Annotated in this window: 23 protein-coding genes and 1 tRNA gene; 15 read left to right on the top strand and 9 right to left on the bottom strand. The window is 72.9% G+C overall.

Annotated features, from left to right (window positions below; all coding sequences use genetic code 11):
• Positions 1-147 precede the first annotated feature (147 nt).
• Positions 148-234 (top strand) — tRNA-Leu (locus ACZ4AA_RS20825).
• Between the two features lie 238 nt (positions 235-472).
• Here ACZ4AA_RS20825 and ACZ4AA_RS20830 read toward each other — a convergent pair.
• On the bottom strand, positions 473-1,126 hold the full coding sequence (locus tag ACZ4AA_RS20830) for an FMN-dependent NADH-azoreductase (RefSeq protein ID WP_467604038.1): 654 nt from the start codon (positions 1,124-1,126) through the stop codon (positions 473-475).
• 261 nt (positions 1,127-1,387) lie between these two features.
• Here ACZ4AA_RS20830 and ACZ4AA_RS20835 point away from each other — a divergent pair, with 261 nt between their 5' ends.
• The 4 genes from ACZ4AA_RS20835 (at position 1,388) to ACZ4AA_RS20850 (ending at position 5,123) form a co-directional block, all read left to right on the top strand.
• Positions 1,388-1,756: a winged helix-turn-helix transcriptional regulator gene (locus ACZ4AA_RS20835; RefSeq protein ID WP_467604042.1), complete on the top strand. Its 369-nt coding sequence runs from the start codon at positions 1,388-1,390 to the stop codon at positions 1,754-1,756.
• Between the two features lie 147 nt (positions 1,757-1,903).
• Positions 1,904-3,427, top strand: coding sequence for a DUF2252 domain-containing protein (locus ACZ4AA_RS20840; RefSeq protein ID WP_467604046.1), 1,524 nt, complete (start codon positions 1,904-1,906; stop codon positions 3,425-3,427).
• Between the two features lie 248 nt (positions 3,428-3,675).
• Complete coding sequence (locus ACZ4AA_RS20845; protein ID WP_467604050.1) at positions 3,676-4,740, top strand: hypothetical protein; 1,065 nt, start codon at positions 3,676-3,678, stop codon at positions 4,738-4,740.
• A gap of 35 nt (positions 4,741-4,775) precedes the next feature.
• On the top strand, positions 4,776-5,123 hold the full coding sequence (locus ACZ4AA_RS20850) for a rhodanese-like domain-containing protein (RefSeq protein ID WP_467604054.1): 348 nt from the start codon (positions 4,776-4,778) through the stop codon (positions 5,121-5,123).
• 10 nt (positions 5,124-5,133) lie between these two features.
• On the opposite strand, the gene ACZ4AA_RS20855 is transcribed toward ACZ4AA_RS20850, so the two are convergent.
• From ACZ4AA_RS20855 to paaA, 6 genes are all read right to left on the bottom strand, one after another.
• Entirely contained in the window at positions 5,134-6,267 is a 1,134-nt protein-coding gene (locus ACZ4AA_RS20855) for an acyl-CoA dehydrogenase family protein (RefSeq protein ID WP_467604058.1), read from the bottom strand.
• A gap of 255 nt (positions 6,268-6,522) precedes the next feature.
• Entirely contained in the window at positions 6,523-7,587 is a 1,065-nt protein-coding gene (paaE, locus tag ACZ4AA_RS20860; RefSeq protein WP_467604061.1) for a 1,2-phenylacetyl-CoA epoxidase subunit PaaE, read from the bottom strand.
• Positions 7,587-8,120 (bottom strand): 1,2-phenylacetyl-CoA epoxidase subunit PaaD, encoded by a 534-nt coding sequence (gene paaD, locus ACZ4AA_RS20865; protein ID WP_467604065.1) that lies wholly within the window; start codon positions 8,118-8,120, stop codon positions 7,587-7,589. The genes paaE and paaD overlap by 1 nt, the downstream gene beginning before the upstream one ends.
• A complete protein-coding gene (paaC, locus tag ACZ4AA_RS20870) occupies positions 8,114-8,833 on the bottom strand; it encodes a 1,2-phenylacetyl-CoA epoxidase subunit PaaC (protein WP_467604069.1) in 720 nt (239 codons plus the stop codon). The genes paaD and paaC overlap by 7 nt, the downstream gene beginning before the upstream one ends.
• On the bottom strand, positions 8,830-9,117 hold the full coding sequence (gene paaB, locus ACZ4AA_RS20875; RefSeq protein WP_261703692.1) for a 1,2-phenylacetyl-CoA epoxidase subunit PaaB: 288 nt from the start codon (positions 9,115-9,117) through the stop codon (positions 8,830-8,832). The genes paaC and paaB overlap by 4 nt, the downstream gene beginning before the upstream one ends.
• Positions 9,114-10,154 carry a 1,2-phenylacetyl-CoA epoxidase subunit PaaA gene (gene paaA / locus ACZ4AA_RS20880; protein ID WP_467604075.1) on the bottom strand — a complete coding sequence of 347 codons (1,041 nt, stop codon included), beginning with the start codon at positions 10,152-10,154 and terminating at the stop codon, positions 9,114-9,116. Before paaA ends, paaB begins: the two co-directional genes overlap by 4 nt.
• A gap of 262 nt (positions 10,155-10,416) precedes the next feature.
• On the opposite strand from paaA, the gene ACZ4AA_RS20885 reads away from it, so the two are divergent.
• Genes ACZ4AA_RS20885 through ACZ4AA_RS20895 form a run of 3 tightly spaced genes read left to right on the top strand, consistent with a single transcriptional unit; the run spans position 10,417 to position 13,315 of the window.
• Positions 10,417-11,340, top strand: coding sequence for a DUF5819 family protein (locus tag ACZ4AA_RS20885; protein ID WP_467604078.1), 924 nt, complete (start codon positions 10,417-10,419; stop codon positions 11,338-11,340).
• Positions 11,337-12,569 (top strand): HTTM domain-containing protein, encoded by a 1,233-nt coding sequence (locus ACZ4AA_RS20890; protein ID WP_467604083.1) that lies wholly within the window; start codon positions 11,337-11,339, stop codon positions 12,567-12,569. Before ACZ4AA_RS20885 ends, ACZ4AA_RS20890 begins: the two co-directional genes overlap by 4 nt.
• On the top strand, positions 12,566-13,315 hold the full coding sequence (locus tag ACZ4AA_RS20895; protein ID WP_467604088.1) for a TrmH family RNA methyltransferase: 750 nt from the start codon (positions 12,566-12,568) through the stop codon (positions 13,313-13,315). Before ACZ4AA_RS20890 ends, ACZ4AA_RS20895 begins: the two co-directional genes overlap by 4 nt.
• Before the next feature lie 34 nt (positions 13,316-13,349).
• Here the strand turns inward: ACZ4AA_RS20895 and paaN are convergent, their stop codons facing one another.
• Entirely contained in the window at positions 13,350-15,062 is a 1,713-nt protein-coding gene (gene paaN / locus ACZ4AA_RS20900; RefSeq protein WP_467604092.1) for a phenylacetic acid degradation protein PaaN, read from the bottom strand.
• Positions 15,063-15,210: 148 nt separating this feature from the next.
• On the opposite strand from paaN, the gene ACZ4AA_RS20905 reads away from it, so the two are divergent.
• Both ACZ4AA_RS20905 and ACZ4AA_RS20910 read left to right on the top strand, forming a co-directional pair.
• Positions 15,211-16,725, top strand: a complete 1,515-nt coding sequence (locus tag ACZ4AA_RS20905; RefSeq protein ID WP_467604096.1) for a 3-hydroxyacyl-CoA dehydrogenase — start codon at positions 15,211-15,213, stop codon at positions 16,723-16,725.
• Positions 16,722-17,312 (top strand): TetR/AcrR family transcriptional regulator, encoded by a 591-nt coding sequence (locus ACZ4AA_RS20910; RefSeq protein ID WP_467604101.1) that lies wholly within the window; start codon positions 16,722-16,724, stop codon positions 17,310-17,312. Before ACZ4AA_RS20905 ends, ACZ4AA_RS20910 begins: the two co-directional genes overlap by 4 nt.
• 234 nt (positions 17,313-17,546) lie before the next feature.
• Here ACZ4AA_RS20910 and ACZ4AA_RS20915 read toward each other — a convergent pair whose 3' ends face one another.
• On the bottom strand, positions 17,547-18,032 hold the full coding sequence (locus tag ACZ4AA_RS20915; RefSeq protein WP_467604379.1) for an Lrp/AsnC family transcriptional regulator: 486 nt from the start codon (positions 18,030-18,032) through the stop codon (positions 17,547-17,549).
• A gap of 189 nt (positions 18,033-18,221) precedes the next feature.
• Here ACZ4AA_RS20915 and pdhA point away from each other — a divergent pair, with 189 nt between their 5' ends.
• The 5 genes from pdhA (at position 18,222) to ACZ4AA_RS20940 (ending at position 24,678) form a co-directional block, all read left to right on the top strand.
• Positions 18,222-19,391 (top strand): pyruvate dehydrogenase (acetyl-transferring) E1 component subunit alpha, encoded by a 1,170-nt coding sequence (gene pdhA / locus ACZ4AA_RS20920; RefSeq protein WP_467604105.1) that lies wholly within the window; start codon positions 18,222-18,224, stop codon positions 19,389-19,391.
• Positions 19,388-20,392 carry an alpha-ketoacid dehydrogenase subunit beta gene (locus tag ACZ4AA_RS20925; protein ID WP_467604108.1) on the top strand — a complete coding sequence of 335 codons (1,005 nt, stop codon included), beginning with the start codon at positions 19,388-19,390 and terminating at the stop codon, positions 20,390-20,392. Before pdhA ends, ACZ4AA_RS20925 begins: the two co-directional genes overlap by 4 nt.
• Positions 20,392-21,945: a dihydrolipoamide acetyltransferase family protein gene (locus ACZ4AA_RS20930; RefSeq protein ID WP_467604112.1), complete on the top strand. Its 1,554-nt coding sequence runs from the start codon at positions 20,392-20,394 to the stop codon at positions 21,943-21,945. Before ACZ4AA_RS20925 ends, ACZ4AA_RS20930 begins: the two co-directional genes overlap by 1 nt.
• A 79-nt stretch (positions 21,946-22,024) precedes the next feature.
• Positions 22,025-23,227 carry an NTP transferase domain-containing protein gene (locus ACZ4AA_RS20935; RefSeq protein ID WP_467604115.1) on the top strand — a complete coding sequence of 401 codons (1,203 nt, stop codon included), beginning with the start codon at positions 22,025-22,027 and terminating at the stop codon, positions 23,225-23,227.
• Entirely contained in the window at positions 23,224-24,678 is a 1,455-nt protein-coding gene (locus ACZ4AA_RS20940; protein ID WP_467604118.1) for a molybdopterin molybdotransferase MoeA, read from the top strand. Before ACZ4AA_RS20935 ends, ACZ4AA_RS20940 begins: the two co-directional genes overlap by 4 nt.
• Positions 24,679-24,716: the final 38 nt, after the last annotated feature.

Raw genomic sequence — 24,716 nt, forward strand, 5'->3', positions numbered from 1 at the left:
GCCGGGGAGGTCAGGGTGTGCGGGCGGGCGATGCGCGGGCGGGAGGGCCGGGGGAAAGGGATGTGATTCCACCCCTGACAGCGTGCTAATCTTCTGCATGTCGGAAGGCGCCCGCGGCGAAAGCGGGAGACGGAAGACACACCCAATGCGCGGGTGGCGGAATAGGCAGACGCGCTGGATTCAGGTTCCAGTGCCCGAAAGGGCGTGGGGGTTCAACTCCCCCCTCGCGCACCAGCCGAAAGCCCCTCAGGTCCTCGACCTGAGGGGCTTTCGCGTTGTCCGAAGCCGGACCGGTTCCGCTGCCTCGCGCTCGCAGGCCCTTGCCGTTTTCCCGCTTCTCGCATGCTGTCGATGGGCGGGAGCGCCGTTCGCCGCGGGTTGCGCGGACGGTCGGGGGCGCTGTGAAGTGTGACGATGCTCTCACGCGGGCGGCCGGGGACCGGCGGGCCGCCCGCGCGTGGAGCGGTGTCGATCAGGCGGCGACGCGGGCCGCGACCTTCTTGGCCCGGGCGGCCGCTTCGTCGAGGGCCTTGCTCCTGGAGGCCTCGAAGAGCGGGACCAGGTCGGACATCGCCGGGTTGTGCGGGGCCATGGTGAGCTCCGGGACGATGAACTCGACGTCGAGGCCGAGCATGTCGCCCAGTACGGCCCCCAGGTAGTTCTGCACGTACTCGAAGCCCGCGCGCGGAGTGCCCGGCGCGTACGAGCCGCCGCGGCTGGCGACGACGGTGACCGGGGTGCCCTTGGCCTTCTGGTCCTCGGTCATGGCGGTGCGCCCCACGAGGACGACGTTGTCCAGCCAGGCCTTCAGGGTCGAGGGGATCGAGAAGTTGTACATCGGGGCGCCGATCAGGATCGCGTCCGCGTTCTCCACCTCCTCGATCAGCTTCAGGCGTGCGGCGAAGGCCTCGGCCTGCCCGGGGGTGTGCGTGTCAGGGGCGGCGAAGCCGGCGCTGTGGGCGTCGGCCGTGATGTGCGGCACCGGGTGGGCGGCGAGGTCGCGGTGGACGACCGTGCCTCCGGGGTGCTGTTCCTCCCAGGCCGCGCGGAAGGCGTCCGCGACGGCACGCGAGGTGGAGACGCCGTCGGGGGAGACGGACGAGTCGATGTGGAGGAGGGTGGCCATGGTGATCTCCAGACAAAAGGGGTGGATCGGGGTGCCTGTCGGAACCGGGGTGAGCCCGTGTCCTCCCGGGCCGGGGGTGAGGCCGGCCCGTGTCCCGGGCGGGGTGGGCCCGCGTTCCGGGCCGGGGTGCGGACCGGGACGGGGCAGGGCTGTCGCAGGGAGCCGAGTCGCCCAGGAGGGCTTCTCTTTCGTACCTAACTAGAGATAACACAGGTACTTACTTTTTTTCATCCCCTTGTGTGGGCGCAGTACCCTGGGCTCATGCCAGTACCGGGAAGCCACGACGCGGGGCCGTGCCAGAAGGTGGACGACGGCATGACCCGTGTGTTCACGCTGCTCGGCAAGCGCTGGACGGGTCTCGTCGTCGCGGTCCTGATGCAGCAGCCCGCCCATTTCGCGGAGCTGCGCAGGGCGATCCCCGGCATCAGCGAGCGGATGCTCTCGGACCGGCTCACCGAACTCGGCGCCGCCGGTCTGGTCGTGCGCAAGGTCAACGAGGGCCCGCCGCTGCGGGTTTGCTACGGCCTGACGGAAGCGGGCGCGGCGCTCGAACCCGCCCTCAAGGAGCTCGGGGCCTGGGCGGAGCGGTATCTGCCGGAGGGTGGCTCCTGCCCGGAGCGGCTGGGGTAGCGGGCTGCCCCTGCGGCGGCCGTCGCGGGCGGAGGTGACCCGGTTCTCCGAGCCGCGGGCGGAGTTGTCCACAGGGCCTGACGCGTTTTCCCGGCCGGCTGTACGGTCAGCACGAGTTGATGTTCGTGCGCGGGGGAGGCGGTCGTGATGACCGAGATCGGTACAGCGGGGGCGGAACGGCGGACGGCGCCGACAGCACGGGCCGGGCTGGTCGAACAGGCCGGTCCGGTGCGGCAGGAGCACGCCGGGGCACAGCCCGGGGACGGGCCGGCGGCCGGCGCGTTCGGGGTCCGGGAGTTCGCGGTCCCGGGATTCGCCGCCTGGCCGGTGAAGGGTTCGCCCAAGGAGGAGGGGAAGGCCCTGCGCGGGCGGGTCCCGCGCGCGGCGCACGCCGAACTCCTGATGGACACCGACCGGCCGGACGCCGTGACCGCGGTCGAGGAGTCCAGCCGGGGCCGGATCCCCGAGCTCACCCCGATACGGGTCGGCAGGATGGCGGCCACCCCCTTCGCGTTCCTGCGCGGCAGCGCGGGCCTCATGGCGTACGACCTCGCCCGCACGCCGATGACCGGCGTCGGCGCCCAGATCTGCGGTGACGCCCACGCGGCGAACTTCGGGCTGTACGGCGACGCGCGCGGCCGCCTGGTCATCGACCTGAACGACTTCGACGAGACGGTGCACGGCCCCTGGGAATGGGACCTCAAGCGGCTCGCGACCTCGCTCGTGCTCGCGGGCAGGGAGGCCGGAGCGGACGAGGACACCTGCCGTGAGGCCGCGCGCGACTGCGTGGGCGCGTACCGGCGCACCATGCGTCTGCTGGCCAGGCTGCCGGTCCTGGACGCCTGGAACGCCATCGCGGACGAGGAACTCGTCTCGCACACCGACGCCCATGACCTGCTCGGCACGCTGGAGCGGGTGTCCGAGAAGGCGCGGGCCAACACCAGTGGACGCTTCGCCGCCAAGGCGACCGAGGCCGTCGAGGGCGGTGGCCGTCGCTTCGTCGACGCGGCACCCGTGCTGCGCCGGGTTCCCGACGGGGAGGCGGCCGCGGTGGCGGCGTCCCTGGAGCACTATCTGACGACCCTCTCCGAGGACCGCCTCCCGCTGCTCGCCCGGTACGGCGTGCACGACGTGGCCTTCCGGGTCGTCGGCACCGGCAGCGTCGGCACCCGCTCGTACGTGGTGCTGCTCCTGGACCACCGGGGCGAACCCCTGGTCCTCCAGGTCAAGGAGGCCCGCGCCTCGGCGCTGCTCCCCCATCTGGCGACCATCGGCCACCCGATGCCCGAGGTGGCCCACGAGGGCCGCCGTGTCGTCCTCGGCCAGAAGCGCATGCAGGTCGTCAGCGACATCCTCCTCGGCTGGACCTCGGTCGACGGTCTCCCCTACCAGGTACGCCAGTTCCGCAACCGCAAGGGCAGTGTCGACCCGGCCGCCCTGCCCGCCGACCACATCGACGACTACGGCCGCATGACCGGCGCCCTGCTGGCCCGCGCCCACAGCCACAGTGCCGACCCGCGCCTGATAGCCGGGTACTGCGGCAAGAACGAGGAGCTGGACGAGGCCGTCGCCTCCTTCGCCGTCGCCTACGCGGACCGCACCGAGGCGGACCACGCTGCCCTGACGGCTGCGGTCCGCAGCGGACGGATCGCCTCCGAGGCGGGGGTGTGACGGGCCCGGTGCGCTCCGCCTAGGCGGTGACCGGTGCCGGTGTGCCCGTCGGTTTCCCCGCTCGTGCCCGGGCTGGGCTGAGCCGGACTCGGCTGGACGGGGCGGAGCGGGGCGGGACGGGGCGCTGCCGGTTCCGGTCTCGGGAGGATCGGGGTGGTTGGGGTCAATGGGGTCGTTGTGGCCGGTCAGGTGGCTGTGGGGGCGGGGAAGGCGGTGAGACCCTGGGGAGTGTGGCCTACGCTGGTCGGGTGACGACCCCGGAAGCCGATCAGAGCCAGTCCGAGCCCGCCTTCGAGGAGGGCCGGGAGCACTCCGGTGCCCCGGAGGGCGAGACGCCCCATGCCTCCCTCGGCGACGCCGGCCGCACCACCGACGCGGAGGGTGCGGAGGCCGCCGACGCCTCTTCCCACACCCGGACCGGGTCCGGAGCCGCGGAGCAGGGCCAGGAGCGGACCGACGGGCAGGGCGAGACCCGGGCCGATGAGGTCCGGAGCCCGGCTCCGAGCGCTCCGAGCGCTCCGAGTGGCGAGGACCGGCCCGAGGCGCGCCTGGAGCGGGCCGTGCGTGCGGCCGAACAGGCGCTGATCGAGTTCGAGATCGCCGTGGAGACCTTCCGCGTGGAGGTCGACAACTTCTCCCGCCTGCATCACCAGAAGCTCGGTCCGATGTACTCCCGGCTCGACGAGCTGGAGGCCCAGATCGCCGAGGCGCGTGCCGCGCGCACGGGCGACCCGGAGGACATATTCAAGGCGCACGAGGCCCGGGCTCGGGTCATGCCCATGCCCGGTGTCGAGGAGCTGTTCCACGGCTGGATGGACTCCGAGGGCCTGTTTCCCGAGGCTGTGGCCATGCTCACGGACCAGCCCGTCCGGCCCCCGCAGCGGGTGCGTCCGAGCGAGGAGGCCCGCAAGCTGTTCCGCGAGCTGGTGCGCAAGGCCCACCCGGACCTCGCGCAGGACGACGGCGAGCGCAAGCGGCGCGACGAGTTCATCTCCCGCGTGAACGCCGCGTACGCCCGGGGCGACGAGGCGCTGCTGCGGGAGCTCGCCGTGGAGTGGGCCGCGGGTCCCGCGCCCGAGGAGTGGAAGCCGAGCCGCAGCGAGGAGCTCTACGCCCGTCTCGAATGGCTCTCCCAGCGCAAGGAGATGCTCACCCTCGTCGCCCGCGAGCTGGAGGAGAGCGCGATCGGCGCCATGCTCAAGCTGGCCCCGGAAGACCCGGACCGTCTCCTGGAGGAGATCGCCGAACAGCTGCTGACGCAGGTCGGTGAGCGCGAGCACGAGCTGGCGACGCTGATCTCCGAGGCTCCCTGAGCTTCGCGTCGGCGTGGTCGGGTAGCGTCGGAGGCATGAGTTTCGGAGCTGGTGTGCCCACGGTCGGGGTCGGCGATCTCACGGCCGACGACTTCCTGCTGGACGTCCGGGAGGACGACGAGTGGGAGGCAGGTCATGCTCAGGGGGCGCTGCACATCCCCATGAGCGACTTCGTCGCCCGGTTCGGTGAGCTGACCGAGGCCGCCCCCGAGGACGGCCGGGTCAACGTGATCTGCCGCTCCGGCGGCCGCTCGGCCCAGGTCACCATGTATCTGGTCCAGCAGGGCATCGACGCCGCGAACGTCGAGGGCGGCATGCAGGTCTGGGAGACCGCCGGCCGCCCGGTCCTGAACGCCAAGGGCGAGCCCGGCTTCGTGCTGTAGCCCCGCCCGCTCACCCCAGGGGGTGGGCCGCCAGCAGGTCGCCCAGGGCTTCCTCGTGTGCTGCCGCCGGGCCGAGTGACAGTTCCAGTTGCTTGGCCCAGGCGTGGTACCGGTGCAGCGCGTACTCGGTGTCGGCGCCGAAGCCTCCGTGCAGGTGCTGGGCGGTCTGCACGACTCGGCGCACCCCTTCGGACGCCCAGATCTTGGCCACGGCCACATCGCCGCCGGCCGGCAGCGCGCCGTCGGCTCCGGTGCTGATCCGCCACGCGGCCTGCCAGAGCGTCGCCTCCATCGCGCGCAGGTCGATGTAGCGGTCGGCGGCCTGGACGGCGACCGCCTGGAACGTGGCGACCGGGAACCCGAACTGCTCCCTCCGGCTCGTGTACGCGCTCGTCATCCGGAGCACCTCCTCCCCGAGCCCGAGCGCCAGCGCGCAGGTCCCGGTGGTCAGCAGGTCGCGCAGCCACTCCCACGCCCCCGGCACGTCGATGACCTCCCGGGCGGCGATCCGGGCGGACTCCAGGCGCAGTTCGCCGAGCCGCTCACCGGTCGTGGAGATCTGCTCGGCGAGTACGGCCCCTTCCTGATCACGGGCGACCAGGGCGAGCACGGTCCGGTCGGCGTCCGTGTGCGCGGGCACGACGACGAGGTCGGCGCCGAAGACCCAGGGCACCATCGTCTGCACACCGTCCAGCACCCACCCCGCACCGTCCTGCCGCGCGGTCACGGCGAGTTCGGCGGCATCGTGACCGGTCCTGCCGCCGGCGGCGACGGTCAGCACGAGTTCGCCCCGGCCGGCCCGTGCCGCCACCGCCGCGCTCAACTCCTTGCCGCCGTAGCGCCGGACGGCCGCCGCCGCCGCGCTGTTCTCCAGCAGCGGCCCCCGTGCCAGCACCTTCGCCGACTCCCGCAGCACGAGACACAGCGCGATCGCGTCGAGGCCCGCCCCGCCTGCCTCCTCGTCGAGCAGCAGGCTCAGCAGGTCCGCGTCGGCGAGCCTCGCCCACAGGGCCCGGTCGAAGTCCTCGGCGACGGCGCCCGGGGTGAGGGCGGGGCTGGGCACCCCGTCGGGGGAGACGTCGGCGAACACCCCCCGGGCCGCCTCGGCCGCCGCCTGCTGCTCCTCGGTGAAGGTGAAGTCCACGATCCCGTCCTCCCGCACGCGCGCCGGACCAAAGACCAGACAGAAAGCCTGATCTGACGGTGCGTCAAGATAGAACAGGTTCTATGAGAAGGGAACGGCCGACGAGCGGCCGCTCCTCCTCGGCTGTGTGAACCGCGAGCACCTGGATCCCGAGCACCCGAGTGCGGAGTGGTCGGTTCCAGAGCGTCCGAATCCTGAACGGTCAGGTCCCGAGCACCCGAGTCCTGAGCGCCCGAGTCCCCAGCGGTCGGATCCTCAGCGGTCGAAGTCCAACTCGACCTTCTCCGTGGCGGGATGGGACTGGCAGGCCAGGACGTACCCGGCCTCCGTCTCCTCCGGTTCCAGCGCGAAGTTGCGGTCCATCCGCACCTCGCCCGAGACCAGGAACGCCCGGCAGGTGCCGCACACCCCGCCCTTGCAGGCGTAGGGCGCGTCGGGACGGTTGCGCAGGACCGCGTCCAGCAGCGACTCGCCGTCCTGGACGGGCCAGGTGCCGCCGCGTCCGTCGAGCCGGGCGGTCACGGTGCTGTGCGCGGGAGCCGGGACGGTGGACGGAGCCGTCGTGGCGGCGTCCACGTGGAAGATCTCCTGGTGGACGCGGGTCCTGGACACCCCGAGCCCCCGCAGGGCCCGCTCGGCGCCCTCCACGAGCCCCAACGGCCCGCACAGGAACCATCCGGCCACCCGGTCCACGGGCAGCAGCGCCGGAAGCAGCCCGGCCAGCCGCTCCTGGTCGAGTCTGCCGGACGGCAGTCCCGCCTGCTGTTCCTCGCGGGAGAGGACCGTCACCAGCTGGAACCGCTGCGGATAGCGGTCCTTGAGGTCGGCGACCTCCTCCAGGAACATCGTCGAGGCCGTCGTCCGGTCGCTGCGGATCAGACAGAATCTCGCCTCGGGCTCCCGGGCCAGCAGCGTCGAGACGATCGACAGCACCGGGGTGATCCCGCTGCCGCCCACCACCGCCGCGTACAGGCCGGCCGAGGGCTCCAGCGTGAAGCGTCCCGCCGGGACCATCACGTCCACCTGGTCGCCGACGGCGATCTCCTTGAGCGCGTACGTCGAGAACGCGCCTCCGTCGACCAGACGCACTCCGACCCTCAGGGTGCGCGGGGCCTCCCCGTCGAGGGCGGGTGCCGGTGAGCAGATGGAGTACGTGCGACGGATCTCCGCGCCGTCGGCCGTGCGGCGCAGCGCGAGATGCTGCCCGGCCGCGTGCCGGTAGTCCTCGCGCAGTTCCGCGGGCACCGCGAAGGTCAGGGCCACGGAGTCGTCGGTGATCCGGTCGACCGCGGCCACCGTGAGCGGGTGGAAGCGGGCCATCACAACTCCTTGAAGTGGTCGAACGGTTCGCGGCAGGACAGACAGCGGCGCAGCGCCTTGCACGCGGTGGAGGAGAAGCGGCTGAGCAACTCGGTGTCGGCCGATCCGCAGGACGGACAGCGGACGGGCTCCGGCTCCCGCTCCGCCGTGAGCGTCCGGGTGGGTCCGAGGTCCAGAGTCACCGGCCCCGCGGGACGGTCGCCGCGCGGCGGCGCTATCCCGAACTCCCGCAGTTTGCGCCGTCCTTCGTCCGAGATGTCGTCGGTCGACCAGGCGGGGCTGAGGACCGTGCGCACGGACACCTCGCGGATGCCGTGTTCGTGCAGCACCCGCTCGATGTCGCTGGACATGGCCTCGACGGCGGGGCAGCCGGTGTAGGTGGGGGTCAGTTCGACCTCGACGCGGTCCGTGCCGAGGACGTGGACGGCCCGCAGCACGCCGAGGTCGTCCAGGGTGAGAACGGGCAGTTCGGGATCGAGGACGGAGCCGGCCAGCCTGCGCAGCTCCTCCTCCAGGGGGGTGGTCGTCACCATGACGCCCCCGGGTGGCTGCGGTGCAGATGCTGCATCTCGGCGAGCATCCGTCCGAAGGACTCGGTGTGCAGGCCCTGGCGCCCGGCGCCGGCCCTCCAGGCCCCGGCCCGGGGGCCTTCGGGGACCGTCAGCGTGGCACGGCGCAGGACGGATTCCACGGACTCCAGCCAGGCGGCCTGGAGCTTGTCCCAGTCCAGGTCGACGCCGTCGAGCGGCTGGAACATCTCACCGGTGAAGCGCCACAGCTCCTGGCACGCCCGGCTCATCCGCTCGTGGCTCTCGGCCGTGCCGTCGCCGAGGCGCAGGGTCCACTGCTCGGCGTGGTCCTGGTGGTAGGCGACCTCTTTGACGGCCTTGGCGGCGAGAGGAGCGAACTCGCTGTCTCCGGATGCCAGTTGTGCGTAGAGGAGCCGCTGGTAGGTGGAGAAGTAGAGCTGCCGGGCGATGGTGTGCGCGAAGTCGCCGTTCGGCTGCTCGACGAGCTGGAGGTTGCGGAAGGCGCGCTCCTCGCGGAGATACGCCAGCTCGTCCTCGTCACCGGCCAGGGAGAGCAGGACGCGGGCCTGGCCGAGCAGGTCCAGCGCGATGTTGGCCAGGGCGACTTCCTCTTCGAGGACCGGCGCGTGACCGGCCCACTCCCCCAGCCGGTGCGAGAGCACCAGGGCGTCGTCTCCGAGGGCCAGGGCGGCGGCGGTGTTCACGGTGAGCGTCACAGGTGCTTCACCCCTTCCGGGATCTCGTAGAACGTCGGGTGGCGGTAGGGCTTGTCCGCGGACGGCTCGAAGAACGGGTCCTTCTCGTCGGGCGAGGAGGCCGTGACGGCGGCGGACGGGACGACCCAGATCGAGACGCCCTCGCCGCGGCGCGTGTACAGGTCGCGGGCGTTGCGCAGGGCCATCTCGGCGTCCGGCGCGTGCAGGCTTCCGGCGTGGGTGTGCGAGAGCCCGCGGCGCGAGCGCACGAAGACCTCCCACAGCGGCCAGTCGGTGTTCGTCATGCTCGGGTCGCTCCTGTCTCACCGGTCGTGCTCATGGAGCCGACGGCCCGGCTCGTGTGCTTGTCCGCGTAGGCCGCGGCCGCCTCCCGTACCCACGCGCCTTCTTCGTGGGCGCGCCGGCGCTGGGTGATCCGCTGGTCGTTGCAGGGGCCGTTGCCCTTGAGGACCTCCCAGAACTCCGTCCAGTCGATGGCACCGAAGTCGTGGTGTCCCCGCTCCTCGTTCCACACCAGGTCGGGGTCCGGCAGGGTCAGGCCGAGCGATTCGGCCTGGGGGACGGCGATGTCGACGAAGCGCTGGCGCAGTTCGTCGTTCGAGTGGCGCTTGATCTTCCACGCCATCGACTGGGCGGAGTGCGAGGATTCGTCGTCGGGCGGGCCGAACATCATCAGCGAGGGCCACCACCAGCGGTCGACCGCGTCCTGCGCCATCGCGTGCTGCTCGGGGGTGCCCTGGCTCAGGGCCAGCAGCAGCTCGTACCCCTGGCGCTGGTGGAAGGACTCCTCCTTGCACACGCGGATCATGGCGCGCGCGTACGGGCCGTACGAGCAGCGGCACAGGGGGACCTGGTTGGTGATCGCCGCGCCGTCCACGAGCCAGCCGATGGCGCCGACGTCCGCCCAGGTCAGGGTCGGGTAGTTGAAGATCGAGGAGTACTTCTGGCGGCCGGAGTGCAGCTTGTCCAGCAGGTCGTCGCGGTTGACACCGAGTGTCTCGGCCGCGCTGTACAGATACAGCCCGTGTCCCGCCTCGTCCTGGACCTTGGCCATCAGGATCGCCTTGCGGCGCAGGGAGGGCGCGCGGGTGATCCAGTTGGCCTCCGGCTGCATGCCGATGATCTCGGAGTGGGCGTGCTGCGCGATCTGCCGGACCAGGGTGGAGCGGTAGGCGTCGGGCATCCAGTCGCGGGGCTCGATGCGTTCGTCGGCCGCCACCGCGGCGTCGAAGACCACCTCGTATGCCGCTGTGCGTGCCGCCTCGTCGGCGGCTTCGTCCGCCTGTGTGCGGGCCGTTTGGTGCGCTGATGCTGTCGCCATGCGGTCCCCCTCGACCTCTCGCTCCCGACCGACCGATCGTTCGGTCCATTCGCAACAATGGTCGGCCGCGCGTCCTACGGTGTCAACCGCTGTGGATAACCTCGTGTGCGCCGGTGTGGCCGCCGTGACGCCCGGGGCTGTGCCGGACGGTCGGCGCTGAGTACCGTTCGCTTGCGAACGTCGTGGCGCGCGGCGACGCGGCGGTACGGTGCCCGCAGTCCGGGGGCCGGCCGTCGGATTCGGGATCGTGAATCGGGGCGGGATGGACGCGAGGGACGAGGGCTCGAAGCGGGAGCCGGGGTCGGTCGCGCCCGAGGGGGGCGTGCCCGGCGGTGCCACCGGCGGTGTGCCGGTCCCCGGCCCGCGTCCGGCCGGAGAGGCGGCGACCGGACCTGAGGCGGCCGAGCCCCACACGGAAGCGTCCGACCCGGCTGGGGCCGAGGAAGACACGTCCGAGGACGGTACGTCCGGGGAAGCCGCCGCCGAGTGCCCCACAGAGGCCGGTCGGTCTGGAGACAGGGTTCCCGCCGGGCTTGCCGCGCTGTCCCCGCGCCATCAGATCGTCGCCGCCCTCGCCCTGGCCGCCGTGGCCGTCCTCGCCTGCGCGCATCTCGGGATGGTGTTCCTGCACGTCGCGCCCCCGAACACGGTGACGAAGCAGCACGGGCGCGCGATCGACGACTGGATCTACCCCGAGTTCGAGCAGAACTGGAAGCTCTTCGCCCCCAACCCCTTGCAGCAGGACATCGCCGTCCAGGTCCGTGCCCTGGTCCGTGCCCCGGACGGCACCAGCCGCGAGACCGGCTGGTACGACCTGTCCGCGCTCGACGGTCTGGCCATCGACGGGAATCCGCTGCCGAGCCACACCCAGCAGAACGAGCTGCGCCGCGCCTGGGACTTCTACGTGGGCACGCACGACGGCCAGAACCGTGCCGTGGGTCTGCGCGGCGACCTCTCGGAGCGCTATCTGCGCCGTATCGGCGTGCTGCGCCTCGACCGCGAGCGGGCGGGCGGTGAGGGCGCCGCCGTCGAACGTGTCCAGTTCCGCTCCCTCACCACCGACGTGCCGCCTCCACGCTGGAGCGACGCGAAGGTGTCCGACCGGCCCGTCGTCCGTGAGCTGCCCTGGTGGACCGTTCCGGGGAGCGATCGCGCGGACGCCCTGACGGAGGCGAGCGCCCGATGAACAGATCCGCTCCGACGATCGCGCGCGCGATCGCCCGGGTCACCGAGTCCGCTCTCGGCCCGTACCAGAGCGCCGTGATCCGCATCGGTTTCGCGGCCACCTGGCTGCTGTTCCTGCTGCGCGAATATCCGAACCGCCAGGAGATGTACGGGCCCCACGGGCCCTGGAGCTGGGACCTCGCGCGGCAGCTCGTCGCGAGCAACCACGCCTTCACGGTCCTGATGTGGTCCGACAGCCAGGTGTGGTTCGAGACCGTCTACGCCCTCGCGGTCCTCTCCGGCGCCCTGCTGCTGGTGGGGTGGCGGACCCGCGCGGTGTCGGTGCTCTTCATGATCGGCGTGCTGTCCCTCCAGAACCGCAGCGTCTTCATCGGGGACGGCGGGGACAACGTCCTCCACCTGATGGCGATCTATCTGGTGTTCACCCGCTGCGCCCAGGTGTGGTCGCTCGACGCGCGGCGGGACCGTCTCGCGCGTGCGGCACGCGCGCGTGGCGAGCGGCTCCGGCCCGATGGGAGCGGCCCCGTGCTGTGGGCGGCCCTCGGGACCGTGCTGGCGGTGGCGACGGGAGCGGGACGGATCGAGGGGGGTGTCCTGGGCGGCTGGCTCACGGTCTTCTGGGGACTGTGGGCGGTGCAGGCCCTGTGGTGGGCCGTCGGCTGTCTCGCCCGCACCGCCGAGCCGCGCGTCCTGCTGGACGTCGTCGCCAACATCGTGCACAACGCCGCTCTGATGATCATCATGGCCGAGGCGTGCCTGATCTACGCGACCGCCGGCTGGTACAAGATCCAGGGTTCGCTCTGGCAGGACGGCACCGCCGTCTACTACCCGCTCCACCTCCAGTCCTTCTCCCCGTGGCCCGCGCTGTCCGACCTGATGTCCGCGCACGGCACGATCGTGATGCTGGTGACCTACGGAACGGTCGTCGTCCAGGTCGCCTTCCCGTTCACGCTGTTCAACCGGCGGGTCAAGAACGTCCTGCTGGCGGTCATGATGACCGAGCACGCGGTGATCGCCGTGGTGCTGGGGCTGCCGTTCTTCTCGCTCGCGATGATCGCCGCCGACGCCGTGTTCCTGCCGACGTCCTTCCTCCTGCGCCTGGGCGGACGGGCGGCACGCGCGCGTGACCGGCTGTTCTCCGGCCGCGGCCCCGAGGTGCCGGGGACCGGGGAGGCGGACACGGGCGTTCCGGAGGGGGCCGGGCACGCGCCCGTAGGCTTCACCGCATGAACGACCCCGTACCCCTGTGGCGCCGGCTCTCCGACGACTCCGTCCTGCTCGACGGCTTCCACGCCCTCAAGCACGCGGTGCGCTTCGGAGCGCGTGTCCCGGTCGCCGTCACGACCGACCGGGGGGCGGCGCTCGGGCTGGCCGACGAACTCGCCCCGGACGTACGGGCCACTCTCGACGGACTGCTGGTCGAGGTCCCGGAGACGGTGTTCACCGCTCTCGTGCCGCGTCCGCATCCCACCTCGGTGGCGGCGCTCGCCGTACGCCCTTCCCGGGCCGCCAACCTGGAGACGCTGGCCCGGGCGCCGCGCACCGCGCCGGTGGTCGTCCTCGACGATCCGCGCAACCTCGGCAACGCCGGTGCGGTGATCCGGCTCGCGGCCGGCTTCGGTGCGACCGGGGTGGTCACGACCGGCACGCTCGACCCCTGGCACCCCACCGTCGTACGGGGCGGGGCCGGGCTGCACTTCGCGACCGCCGTGGAGCGCCTGGCGCTGGACGAACTGCCGCAGGGCCCGGTGTTCGCGCTCGACCCCGAGGGCGAGGACATCCGGGGGACGAGGCTTCCCGACGACGCCCTGCTCGCCTTCGGCTCGGAGCGCAGCGGGCTGTCCGCCGAACTGCGCTCCCGGGCCGACCACCTGGTCTCTCTGCCGATGCGCCCCCAGGTCTCCAGCTACAACCTCGCGACCAGTGTGGCCATGACGCTGTTCCACTGGAGCGCCGTGGGCGGCGCACCGGTGTAGGGGTGCCGTCCGGATCGAACGGCACCCCGGAGGCTCACGCCTCCCGGCGTACCTCGATCACCCGGAAGCGGTTCGCCACGAACGCTCCGTCGCACAGCGCCGCGTTGGCAGCGGCGTTGCCGCCGGAGCCGTGGAAGTCCGAGAACGCGGCCGTCTGGTTGACGTAGACCCCGCCCGTGAGGTTCAGGGAGAGCTGGGCGCACTCCTCCAGGCAGGCCTCCCGCACCTCGCGCTCGAACGTCTCGTCGGTGGTGTACGCGCCGACGGTCATCGCGCCCTTGTCCCGGGTGGTGCGGCGCAGAAGCTCCACGGCGTCCGCGGCCGAGTCGACCGCCACGGCGAAGGAGACCGGGCCGAAGCACTCGCTCATGTAGGCGGCCTCGTCGTCGCCCCCGGCGTTCTCCCAGTACTTGCGCGCGCCGTCGAGCTTCACCATCAGCGGCGAGCGCACGACCGCACCCGGGAACTCCGGGTTGTCGATCTGCCGTGAGGGCAGGGCCACTTCACCGAGCCCGGCGGCGGCCTCCAGCCGGGCCTTCACGTCCGGGTTCACGATGGCGCCGAGCAGCGCGTTGGCGCGGGCGTCGTCGCCGAGGAGTCCGCCGACCGACTTCGCGAGATCGGCGACCACCTCGTCGTAGGACTTGTGGCCCTCGTCCGTGGAGACGCCGTCGCGCGGGATGAGCAGGTTCTGCGGGGTGGTGCACATCTGGCCGCTGTAGAGCGACAGGGAGAACGCCAGGTTGGACAGCATCCCCTTGTAGTCGGCGGTCGACTCAACGATCACCGTGTTGACGCCGGCCTTCTCCGTGTAGACCTGCGCCTGGCGGGCGTTGGCCTCCAGCCAGTCGCCGAAGGCGGTGGAGCCGGTGTAGTCGATGATGCGGATCTCGGGGCGGGTGGCCAGCGTCTTGGCGATGCCCTCGCCGGGACGCTCGGCGGCGAGCGCCACCAGGTTCGGGTCGAAGCCCGCCCCGGCGAGCACATCGCGCGCGACCTGCACCGTGAGCGCGAGCGGGAGCACCGCGCGCGGGTGGGGCTTCACCAGGACCGCGTTGCCCGTGGCCAGGGAGGCGAACAGGCCCGGATAGCCGTTCCACGTCGGGAAGGTGTTGCAGCCGATCATCAGGGCGATGCCGCGCGGGACGGGCGTGAACTGCTTGGTGAGCGCGAGCGGGTCGCGCTTGCCCTGGGGCTTGCTCCACTCCGCGGTGCCGGGGGTGCGGACCTGCTCCGCGTAGGCGTAGGCCACCGACTCCAGGCCGCGGTCCTGCGCGTGCGGGCCACCCGCCTGGAACGCCATCATGAAGGCCTGGCCGCTGGTGTGCATGACCGCGTGCGCGAATTCGTGGGTGCGGTCGCTGATCCGCTTGAGGATCTCCAGACAGACCACGGCGCGGACCTCGGCGCCCGCGTCGCGCCAGGCGCGCTGCCCCGCGCGCATGGCGGGCAGCAGCGTGTCGAGGTCGGCGTGCGGATAGGTGACGCCCAGCTCGATGCCGTACGGCGACACCTCGCCCCCGACCCAGTCGTCCGTGCCGGGCTGGCCCAGGTCGAGGCGGGTGCCGAGGAGGGCGTCGAAGGCGGCCTTGCCCTCGGCCATGCCCAGGCTGCCGTGCTCGCCGTACGCCTTGGGGTGCTCGGGATGCGGGGACCAGTACGCGCGCGTGCGGATCGCTTCCAGCGCCTGGTCGAGGGTGGGCCGGTGCTGGGCGATCAACTGGGGCGCGGTGAGTTCGGCGGCCATCAAGGACCAACTCCTCGTCTCAAGAGCTCCTCGTCGAGCTCGCGAGCTGGGCAGGAAGGGACAGTCAGGGTTAGAGTAACCGAACGATCGGTCGGGATAAGGGGGTCCGCCGCATCTGTGGAAAACGCCGTGCGGGAGGATCGCGCACATGACAGCACTCGACCTCAGCAGCCCCGTGGCAGTCGTCGGAACCGGCACCATGGGCCAGGGCATCGCCCAGGTCGCGCTGGTGGCGGGACACCCCGTGCGGCTCCACGACGCCGCTCCCGGGCGTGCCGCGGCGGCGGCCGAAGCGATCGGCGCCCGGCTCGACCGGCTCGTCGCGAAGGACCGGCTCACCGGCGCCGAACGGGACGCCGCGCGGGCCCGGCTCCAGCCTGCCGAGCGTCTCACCGACCTCGCGGACTGCGCGCTCGTCGTCGAGGCGGTGCTCGAACAACTCGACGTCAAGCAGAAGCTGTTCGGCGACCTGGAGGACATCGTCGGGGACGACTGCCTGCTGGCCACCAACACCTCCTCGCTGTCCGTCACGGCCATCGGCGGCGCGCTGCGCAACCCCGGCCGGCTCGTCGGACTGCACTTCTTCAACCCGGCGCCGCTGCTGCCCCTCGTGGAGGTCGTCTCCGGGTTCGCGACCGACGTCACCTCGGCCACGCGCGCGTACGAGACGGCCCGCGCCTGGGGCAAGACACCCGTCGCCTGCGCGGACACCCCCGGGTTCATCGTCAACCGCATCGCCCGGCCCTTCTACGCAGAGGCGTTCGCGGTCCACGAGTCCCAGGCCGCCGACCCCGCCACCATCGACGCGGTCCTGCGCGAGTCCGGCGGTTTCCGGATGGGCGCCTTCGAACTCACCGACCTGATCGGCCAGGACGTCAACGAGTCCGTCACGCACTCCGTGTGGCGGTCCTTCTTCCAGGACGTGCGCTTCACCCCCTCGCTCGCCCAGCGGCGGCTCGTCGAGTCGGGCCGGCTCGGCCGCAAGGCGGGACACGGCTGGTACGACTACGGGGACGGCGCCGAGGCCGCCGAGCCGCACACCGCGGAGAAGGCGCAGCCGCCCGCGTACGTCGTCGCGGAGGGCGACCTGGGCCCCGCCGCCGATGTCCTCGCCCTGATCCGCGAGGCCGGCATCCAGGTCCGCGAGGACGAGGAGGACCACGGCACCCGTCTGGTGCTGCCCAGTGGCGGCCAGCTGGTCCTCGCCGACGGCCAGACCTCGGTCGAGTTCCGCGACGTCGTCTACTTCGACCTGGCGCTCGACTACCGCAAGGCCACCCGGATCGCCCTGTCGGCGTCCCAGGACACCGCTCCCCAGACCCTCTCCGAGGCCATCGGCCTCTTCCAGGCGCTGGGCAAGGACGTCAGCGTGATCGGCGACTGCCCCGGCATGATCGTCGCCCGCACGGTGGCCCGGATCGTGGACCTCGCGCACGACGCGGTCGCCAAGGGCGTGGCCACCGAGGAGGACATCGACACCGCGATGCGCCTCGGCGTCAACTACCCCCTCGGCCCCTTCGAGTGGAGCCGCAGGCTCGGCGCGAGCTGGTCGTACGACGTCCTGGACGAACTGCACGTGCGCGACCCCTCCGGGCGCTACGCCCCCTCGCTGGCGCTCTACCGCCACGCCTACGCCAACGAGAAGCGGGAGGGCACCCAGTGACCACCGCCAAGCGGGACACGTACACCCCCGAGACGCTGCTCTCCGTCGCCGTCCAGGTCTTCAACGAACGCGGCTACGACGGCACTTCCATGGAGCACCTCTCCAAGGCGGCCGGCATCTCCAAGTCGTCGATCTACCACCATGTCGCGGGCAAGGAGGAGCTGCTGCGGCGCGCGGTGAGCCGGGCGCTGGACGGCCTCTTCGAGATCCTCGACGAGGAGCACGCGCGCGTGGGACGTGCGGTGGAGCGTCTGGAGTTCGTGGTGCGGCGCATGGTGGAGGTGCTGACGTCCGAGCTGCCCTACGTGACGCTGCTCCTGCGGGTGCGCGGCAACACGGACACCGAGCGGTGGGCCCTGGAGCGGCGCCGCGACTTCGACCACCGGGTCGCCGAGCTCCTGAAGGCGGCGGCCGCCGACGGGGACGTACGCGGTGACGTGGAGGTCCGGCTCGCGACCCGGCTGGTCTTCGGAATGATCAACTCGCTCGTGGAGTGGTACCGCCCCGACGCGCGAGGCATGGGCGCGCGCGAGGTGGCCGACGCCGTGGTCGTGCTGGTCTTCGGAGGGCTCCGCCAGGAGCCGTGAGGCCGGCCGCAGACCGGTGGCGCGGGGCCGGTGACGAATGGCCCGGTGATACGAGGGCGGTCGCTGAGCCCGGTGACGCGCGGGCCGGGGCGCGTGGCCCGGTGACGTACGGGCCGGTGCCGTATGAGCTGGTGACGTACGGCCCGGTGCCGTGTGGGCTGGTGACGCACGGACCGGTGGCGTACGGGCTGGTGGCGCATGGGCCGGGGACGCGGCCGGGCCCGACCGGTCGCGTCAGCCCTCCGGTTCCAGGTCCTCCTCCTCGAAGACCAGCAGCGTCCTGCTGCTGAGCACCTCCGGGATGGACTGGAGCCGGGTGAGGACCAGTTCGCGCAGGGCCCGGTTGTCCGGCGTGTGCACCAGGAGAAGGACGTCGAAGTCGCCGCCCACCAGGGCGATGTGCGAGGCCCCGGGCAGCACCCTCAGCCGCTCCCGCACCGTGCGCCAGGAGTTCTGCACGATCTTGAGGGTGATGTAGGCCGAGGTGCCCTGCCCCGCGCGCTCGTGGTCGACGCGCGCCCCGAAGCCGCGGATCACCCCGTCGTCGATGAGGCGGTTGATCCGCGCGTACGCGTTGGCCCGCGATACATGGACCCGCTCGGCCACGGAACGTATGGAGGCGCGGCCGTCCGCCTGGAGCATGTGCAGGATGTCCTGGTCGATCGCGTCGAGCGGACGGGCGGGCGGCACGGAGGGTCCGGCCTCCGGCGGCTCGGCCATTTGTTCAGGTGCCATGTCCCCCCGCCTCCCTACCATGGACGTACTGCATCCATCTCAGGCTGTGCAGAACCGTTTGTCCACAGCCTGGCGGTGCCTGTAGCCAAAATGTGCCGACGACCGAACAATCGGTAGGTGAGGCGCATCACACCCGTGTCGCGTCCGAAGCCGCTCCCACGAGGAGGTGCCGTCATGACGGTCATGGAGCAGCGAGGGGCCCACCGGCCCACGCCGCCGCCCGCCTGGCAGCCCCGCACCGACCCCGCGCCGCTGCTGCCCGACGCGCTGCCCCACCGCGTCCTCGGCACCGACGAGGCCGCCAAGGCCGACCCGGACCTGCTGTGCCGTCTGCACAGGGAGCTGGTGCGCGGCCGCAGGTACAACGTCCAGGCCACCGCTCTCACCAAGCAGGGCCGTCTGGCCGTGTACCCGTCCAGCACCGGACAGGAGGCCTGCGAGGTCGCCGCCGCGCTCGTGCTGGAGGAGCGCGACTGGCTCTTCCCGAGCTACCGCGACACCCTCGCCGCCGTGGCCCGCGGCCTCGACCCCGTCCAGGCCCTCACGCTCCTGCGCGGCGACTGGCACACCGGCTACGACCCGCACGAGCACCGCGTCGCGCCCCTGAGCACCCCCCTCGCGACCCAGCTCCCGCACGCCGTGGGCCTCGCGCACGCCGCCCGCCTCAAGGGCGACGACGTGGTCGCGCTCGCCCTGGTCGGCGACGGCGGCACCAGCGAGGGCGACTTCCACGAGGCGCTGAACTTCGCCGCCGTCTGGCAGGCGCCCGTCGTCTTCCTCGTGCAGAACAACGGCTTCGCCATCTCCGTGCCGCTCGCCAAGCAGACCGCCGCCCCGTCGCTGGCCCACAAGGCCGTCGGCTACGGGATGCCGGGCCGCCTGGTCGACGGCAACGACGCGGTGGCCGTGCACCAGGTGCTGAGCGAGGCCATCGCCCACGCGCGCGCGGGCGGCGGTCCCACCCTCGTCGAGGCCGTCACGTACCGCATCGACGCCCACACCAACGCCGACGACGCCACCCGCTACCGGGGCGACGCCGAGGTCGAGGCCTGGCGCGCGCACGACCCCGTCGCCCTGGTCGAGCGTGAGCTGACCGAGCGCGGACTGCTCGACGAGGCCGGGCTCCAGGCGGTGCGCGACGACGCCGAGGCGATGGCCGCGGACCTGCGCGAGCGCATGAACCAGGACCCGGTGCTCGACCCCATGGACCTGTTCGCCCATGTGTATGCCCACCCCACTCCTCAACTGCTTGAGCAGGAGAGTCAGTTGAGAGCGGAGCTGGACGCCGAGGCGGACGGCACGCTCGGAGCGGGCCCGCACGGCCCGGAAGGAGCCGGGCGATGACCACGGTTGCCCTCAAACCGGCCACGATGGCGCAGGCGCTCGGGCGCGCCCTGCGCGACGCCATGGCCGCCGACCCGTCCGTCCATGTCATGGGCGAGGACGTCGGCACGCTCGGCGGTGTCTTCCGGGTCACCGACGGGCTCGCCAAGGAGTTCGGCGACGACCGCTGCACGGACACCCCGCTCGCCGAGGCGGGCATCCTCGGCGCGGCGGTCGGCATGGCCATGTACGGCCTGCGGCCGGTCGTCGAGATGCAGTTCGACGCGTTCGCCTACCCGGCGTTCGAGCAGCTCATCTCGCACGTGGCCAAGATGCGCAACCGCACGCGGGGCGCCATGCCCCTGCCCATCACGATCCGCGTCCCGTACGGCGGTGGCATCGGCGGCGTCGAGCACCACAGCGACTCCTCCGAGGCGTACTACATGGCGACCCCCGGTCTCCATGTCGTCATGCCCGCGACCGTCTCCGACGCGTACGGACTGCTGCGCGAGGCCATCGCCTCGGACGACCCGGTGGTCTTCCTGGAGCCCAAGAGGCTGTACTGGTCGAAGGATTCCTGGAACCCGGACGAGCCGCCGGCCGTTGAGCCGATAGGCCGCGCCGTGGTGCGGCGCCCGGGCCGGAGCGCCACCCTCATCACGTACGGACCCTCCGTTCCCGTCTGCCTCGAAGCCGCCGAGGCCGCGCGGGCCGAGGGCTGGGACCTCGAAGTCGTCGACCTGCGCTCCCTGGTGCCGTTCGACGACGAGACGGTCGCGGCCTCGGTGCGGCGGACCGGACGAGCGGTCGTCGTGCACGAGTCGGGCGGGTTCGGAGGACCGGGCGGGGAGATCGCGGCCCGCGTCACGGAGCGCTGCTTCCACCACCTGGAGGCGCCGGTGCTGCGCGTCGCCGGATTCGACATCCCGTATCCGCCGCCGATGCTGGAGCGGCACCACCTGCCCGGCGTCGACCGGATCCTGGACGCCGTGGGACGGCTGCAATGGGAGGCGCAGGGCTGATGGCACAGGTGCTGGAGTTCAAGCTCCCCGACCTCGGGGAGGGACTCACCGAGGCGGAGATCGTCCGCTGGCTGGTGGAGGTCGGTGACGTCGTCGCCGTCGACCAGCTCGTCGTCGAGGTCGAGACGGCCAAGGCGATGGTCGAGGTCCCCTGCCCCTACGCCGGCGTGGTCACCGCCCGCTTCGGCGAGGAGGGCACGGAAATGCCCGTCGGGGCACCGCTGATGACCGTCGCCGTCGGAGGTCCGGCCGAGGACGGCGGGACCGGGACCGGCGAGGACGAGCGGAGCGACGAGGGCTCCGGGAACGTGCTGGTGGGCTACGGAACGGGCGCGCCCCCGGCGCGCCGCCGCAGGGTGCGCCCCTCCGGCGGTGCCGTGGCCGCGGGACCGGCCGGGGCGCCGTCCCGCGCGGGCACGGGCAGCGCGCCCGCCCGGCCCGAGCCGGCCAGGCGGGAGCCGGTCCGCCCCGAACCCGTCGCCGCCGTGGCGCCGGTCACGGCAGGTGTGCCGCGGGCCGCCCACGACGGCGCCGCCCCCTCGCGGGGCGAGGGTCCCGTGCCCGTCATCTCGCCCCTCGTGCGGCGGCTCGCCCGGGAGAACGGCGTGGACCTGCGGGAGCTGCACGGTTCCGGCCCCGAGGGGCTCATCCTGCGGGCCGACGTCGAGTACGCGCTGCGCGCGGCGGCGACCGGCCGGCTGCGGTCGTCCGCCGGCTCCGAGCCGCACCACGCCTCGGCGTCCGCCTCCGGCGCGTCCGTCGCGGAGCCCTCGCACGACGGTCTGTCCGAGCAGGTGACCTCTTATGCGGACATCGCGGCGGTGGTGCCCGGAGCGTCCGGTGTCTCCCGGGGCGCGACCCCGCAGGGTGTCCGTGTCCCCCTTCGCGGGGTCCGCGGTGCCGTCGCCGACAAGCTCTCCCGCAGCCGGCGCGAGATCCCCGACGCGACCTGCTGGGTGGACGCCGACGCCACGGAGCTCATGCGGGCCCGCAGGGCGATGAACGCGGCGGGCGGTCCGAAGATCTCGCTGCTGGCGCTGCTGGCCCGGATCTGCACGGCGGCCCTGGACCGTTTCCCCGAGCTCAACTCGACGGTCGACCTGGACGCCCGCGAGATCGTCAGGCTCGACCAGGTGCATCTGGGCTTCGCGGCGCAGACCGAGCGCGGGCTCGTCGTCCCGGTCGTGCGGGACGCGCACACACGGGACGCGGAGGGACTGAGCGCGGAGTTCGGCCGGCTGACCGAGGCGGCACGGGCCGGGACCCTGACGCCGGCGGACCTCACCGGCGGCACCTTCACGCTGAACAACTACGGCGTGTTCGGCGTCGACGGTTCCACACCGATCATCAACCACCCCGAGGCGGCCATGCTCGGCGTCGGCCGCATCATCCCCAAGCCCTGGGTCCACGAGGGGGAGTTGGCGGTGCGTCAGATCGTCCAGCTCTCGCTCTCCTTCGACCACCGGGTCTGCGACGGCGGTACGGCGGGCGGGTTCCTGAGATATGTGGCGGACTGCGTGGAACAGCCGGCGGTGCTGCTGCGCACTCTGTAGGACGTGGGGCCCGGTCACACCGGTACCCGTGCCGTGCCCCGAGGGTGGCGCCGATTCCTCGGACGCCCATACTCGGGGCATGACCGCGTACGAGCCCGAGGGCGCGACCGGGCGACCTGGAAGCCGCGGCCCGCGGGATGGCCTGGGTGCCGACACCGGCCCGCGGGGCAGCCTCGGGGCCGACACCGGCCCGGGGGGCAGCGACACCGCGTACGACGCCGTCGTGCTCGCGGGCGGTGCCGCCCGGCGGCTCGGCGGCGAGGACAAGCCCGGCGTGCGCGTGGGCGGACGAACGCTGCTGGACCGGGTCCTGGCCGCTTGTGCCGATGCCACCCGCACGGTGGTCGTGGCCGGGCCCAGGCCCACCGCGCGCCCCGTGGAGTGGGCGCGCGAGGACCCGCCGGGCGGGGGACCGCTCGCCGCGCTGGACGCAGGGCTGCGGCGGACCGAGGCCCCGCACGTCCTCGTGCTCTCGGCCGACCTGCCGTTCCTGGAGGAGAAGACGGTCCGGCGCCTGCTGGACACCCTGCGCACGGGCACCGCCCCACAGGAGACCCCCACCGCTCCCCAGGCCCCCCAGTCGGCCGCCGCCCACACCCACACCGGCACCGGTTCCGCCGGGCACCGCACCCGCGGCGCCGACCACGCTCCCCGCGGCACCGACCACGCCCCCCGCCGCGACGGGGGCCACGCCCGCCCCGACGGAGTGCTCCTCACCGACTCCGGCGGGCGGGATCAGCCGCTCGTGGCCGTCTACCGCGCCGAGGCGCTGAGGCGGGAGCTGGACGTGCTCGCCGCCGCGCACGGCAGCCTCGCCGGGCTGCCGCTGCGGCGGCTCGTCGCCGCTCTCGACCTCACTCGCGTCACCGACCCCGTCGCGTCCTTCGACTGCGACACCTGGGACGACATCGCCGCCGCTCGAGCACGCATCAGGGAGCATGGGCACGTGCTGGATGAATGGATTTCCGCAGTCAAGGACGAGCTGGGCATCGACCTGGACGTCGACACCGGTGTACTGCTCGACCTGGCCCGCGACGCCGCGCACGGCGTCGCCAGGCCGGCCGCGCCGCTGACCACGTTCCTCGTCGGATACGCGGCCGCGCGGGCCGGCGGAGGCCCGGAGGCGGTCGCCGAGGCCGCCCGCAAGGCCGCCGCGCTCGCGCTCCGCTGGGCCGACGAGGACACCCCGGACGCCCGGCCGGGCGCCCCCGAAGCCCGGCCCGAGGCCCCCGAAGCCCGGCCGGACGCCGCACCGCCCGCCACCGAGCCGGACGCCGGATGACCGCCGCCCGCTCCACCAGGACCGGCCAGGACAGTCAGGACGCCGACGACTTCGACGTCGAGGAGGCGCTCGCCCTGGTCAAGGGCGTGAGCGCCCACGCGTCCGGCGAACCCGGCCAGGCCGGACGTGCCGTCCCGGGACCCCAGGGAACCGACCCGGCGGTCCCGGTACCGGGCGCCCAGGACGGCGGCGGGGGCAAGCACCCCCGTCACCACGCCACCCCCTGGCCGGAGGCCCGTGCGATCGCCGAACGGGCCGCCCGCTCCCTGCCCCGTCGGACCCCCGTCCCGGTCCCCCTCGACGCCGCCCTCGGCCTCGTCATCGCCGCTCCCCTGACGGCGCTCACCGACCTTCCCTCCTTCGACACCTCGGCGATGGACGGCTGGGCCGTCGCCGGACCCGGTCCCTGGGAGGTGCGGGAGGACGGCGTGCTCGCCGGACACGCGGAGCCGGAGCGGCTCGGCGACGGCGAGGCGGTCCGGATCGCCACCGGGGCGCGGGTCCCCCGGGACGCGACCGCCGTTCTGCGCAGCGAGCACGGCCGCCTCGACGACAAGGGACGCCTGCACGCGGGAGTCCCCCACGAGCAGGGCTCCGCCCGTTCCCGGGGAGTCCTGGCGCTCGCGCACGGTCAGGACATCCGCCCGCGCGGCCAGGAGTGCCGCAGCGGCGACCAACTGCTGCCTCTCGGAGCTCTGGTCACCCCGGCCGTGCTGGGCCTCGCGGCGGCCGCCGGCTACGACACGCTCGCCGTCGTCCCCCGCCCGCGCGCCGAGGTTCTCGTCCTCGGCGACGAACTGCTCACCGGGGGACTGCCCCGCGAGGGACTCATCCGGGACGCGCTCGGACCCATGCTGCCGCCGTGGCTGCGGGCGCTGGGCGCCGAGGTCGTCGCGGTCCGCAGGCTCGGGGACGACGCCAAGGCACTGCACAAGGCGATCACCGCCTCCCGGGCCGACCTGATTGTCACCACCGGCGGCACCGCGGGCGGCCCGGTCGACCATGTCCACCCCACCCTGCGCCGGATCGGCGCCGAACTGCTGGTGGACGGCGTCAAGGTCCGGCCGGGGCACCCGATGCTGCTGGCCCGCACCCAGGAGAACCAGCACCTCGTCGGCCTGCCCGGCAACCCCCTCGCCGCCGTCTCAGGACTGCTCACGCTGGCCGAGCCGATGCTGCGCACACTGGCCGGACGCGCGGCCCCGGAGCCGTACACGCTGCCTCTCGGAGAAGCCGTCCAGGGGCACCCGTACGACACCCGCCTCATCCCCGTCTCGCTGCGCGGTGAACGGGCCACGCCGCTGCACTACAACGGCCCGGCGATGCTGCGGGGCATCGCCGCCGCCGACGGGCTCGCGGTCGTACCGCCGGGAGGGGCACGGGCCGGGCGGGAGCTGGACCTGATCGATCTGCCCTGGGCCGCCGCGGGGATCGACGCCTGCTTCGTCTGAACCGGTCCAGCGCATGAACGGCACGAATCCGAGCGGGG

It is taken from the genome of Streptomyces sp. NPDC024698 (genome assembly GCF_055559015.1).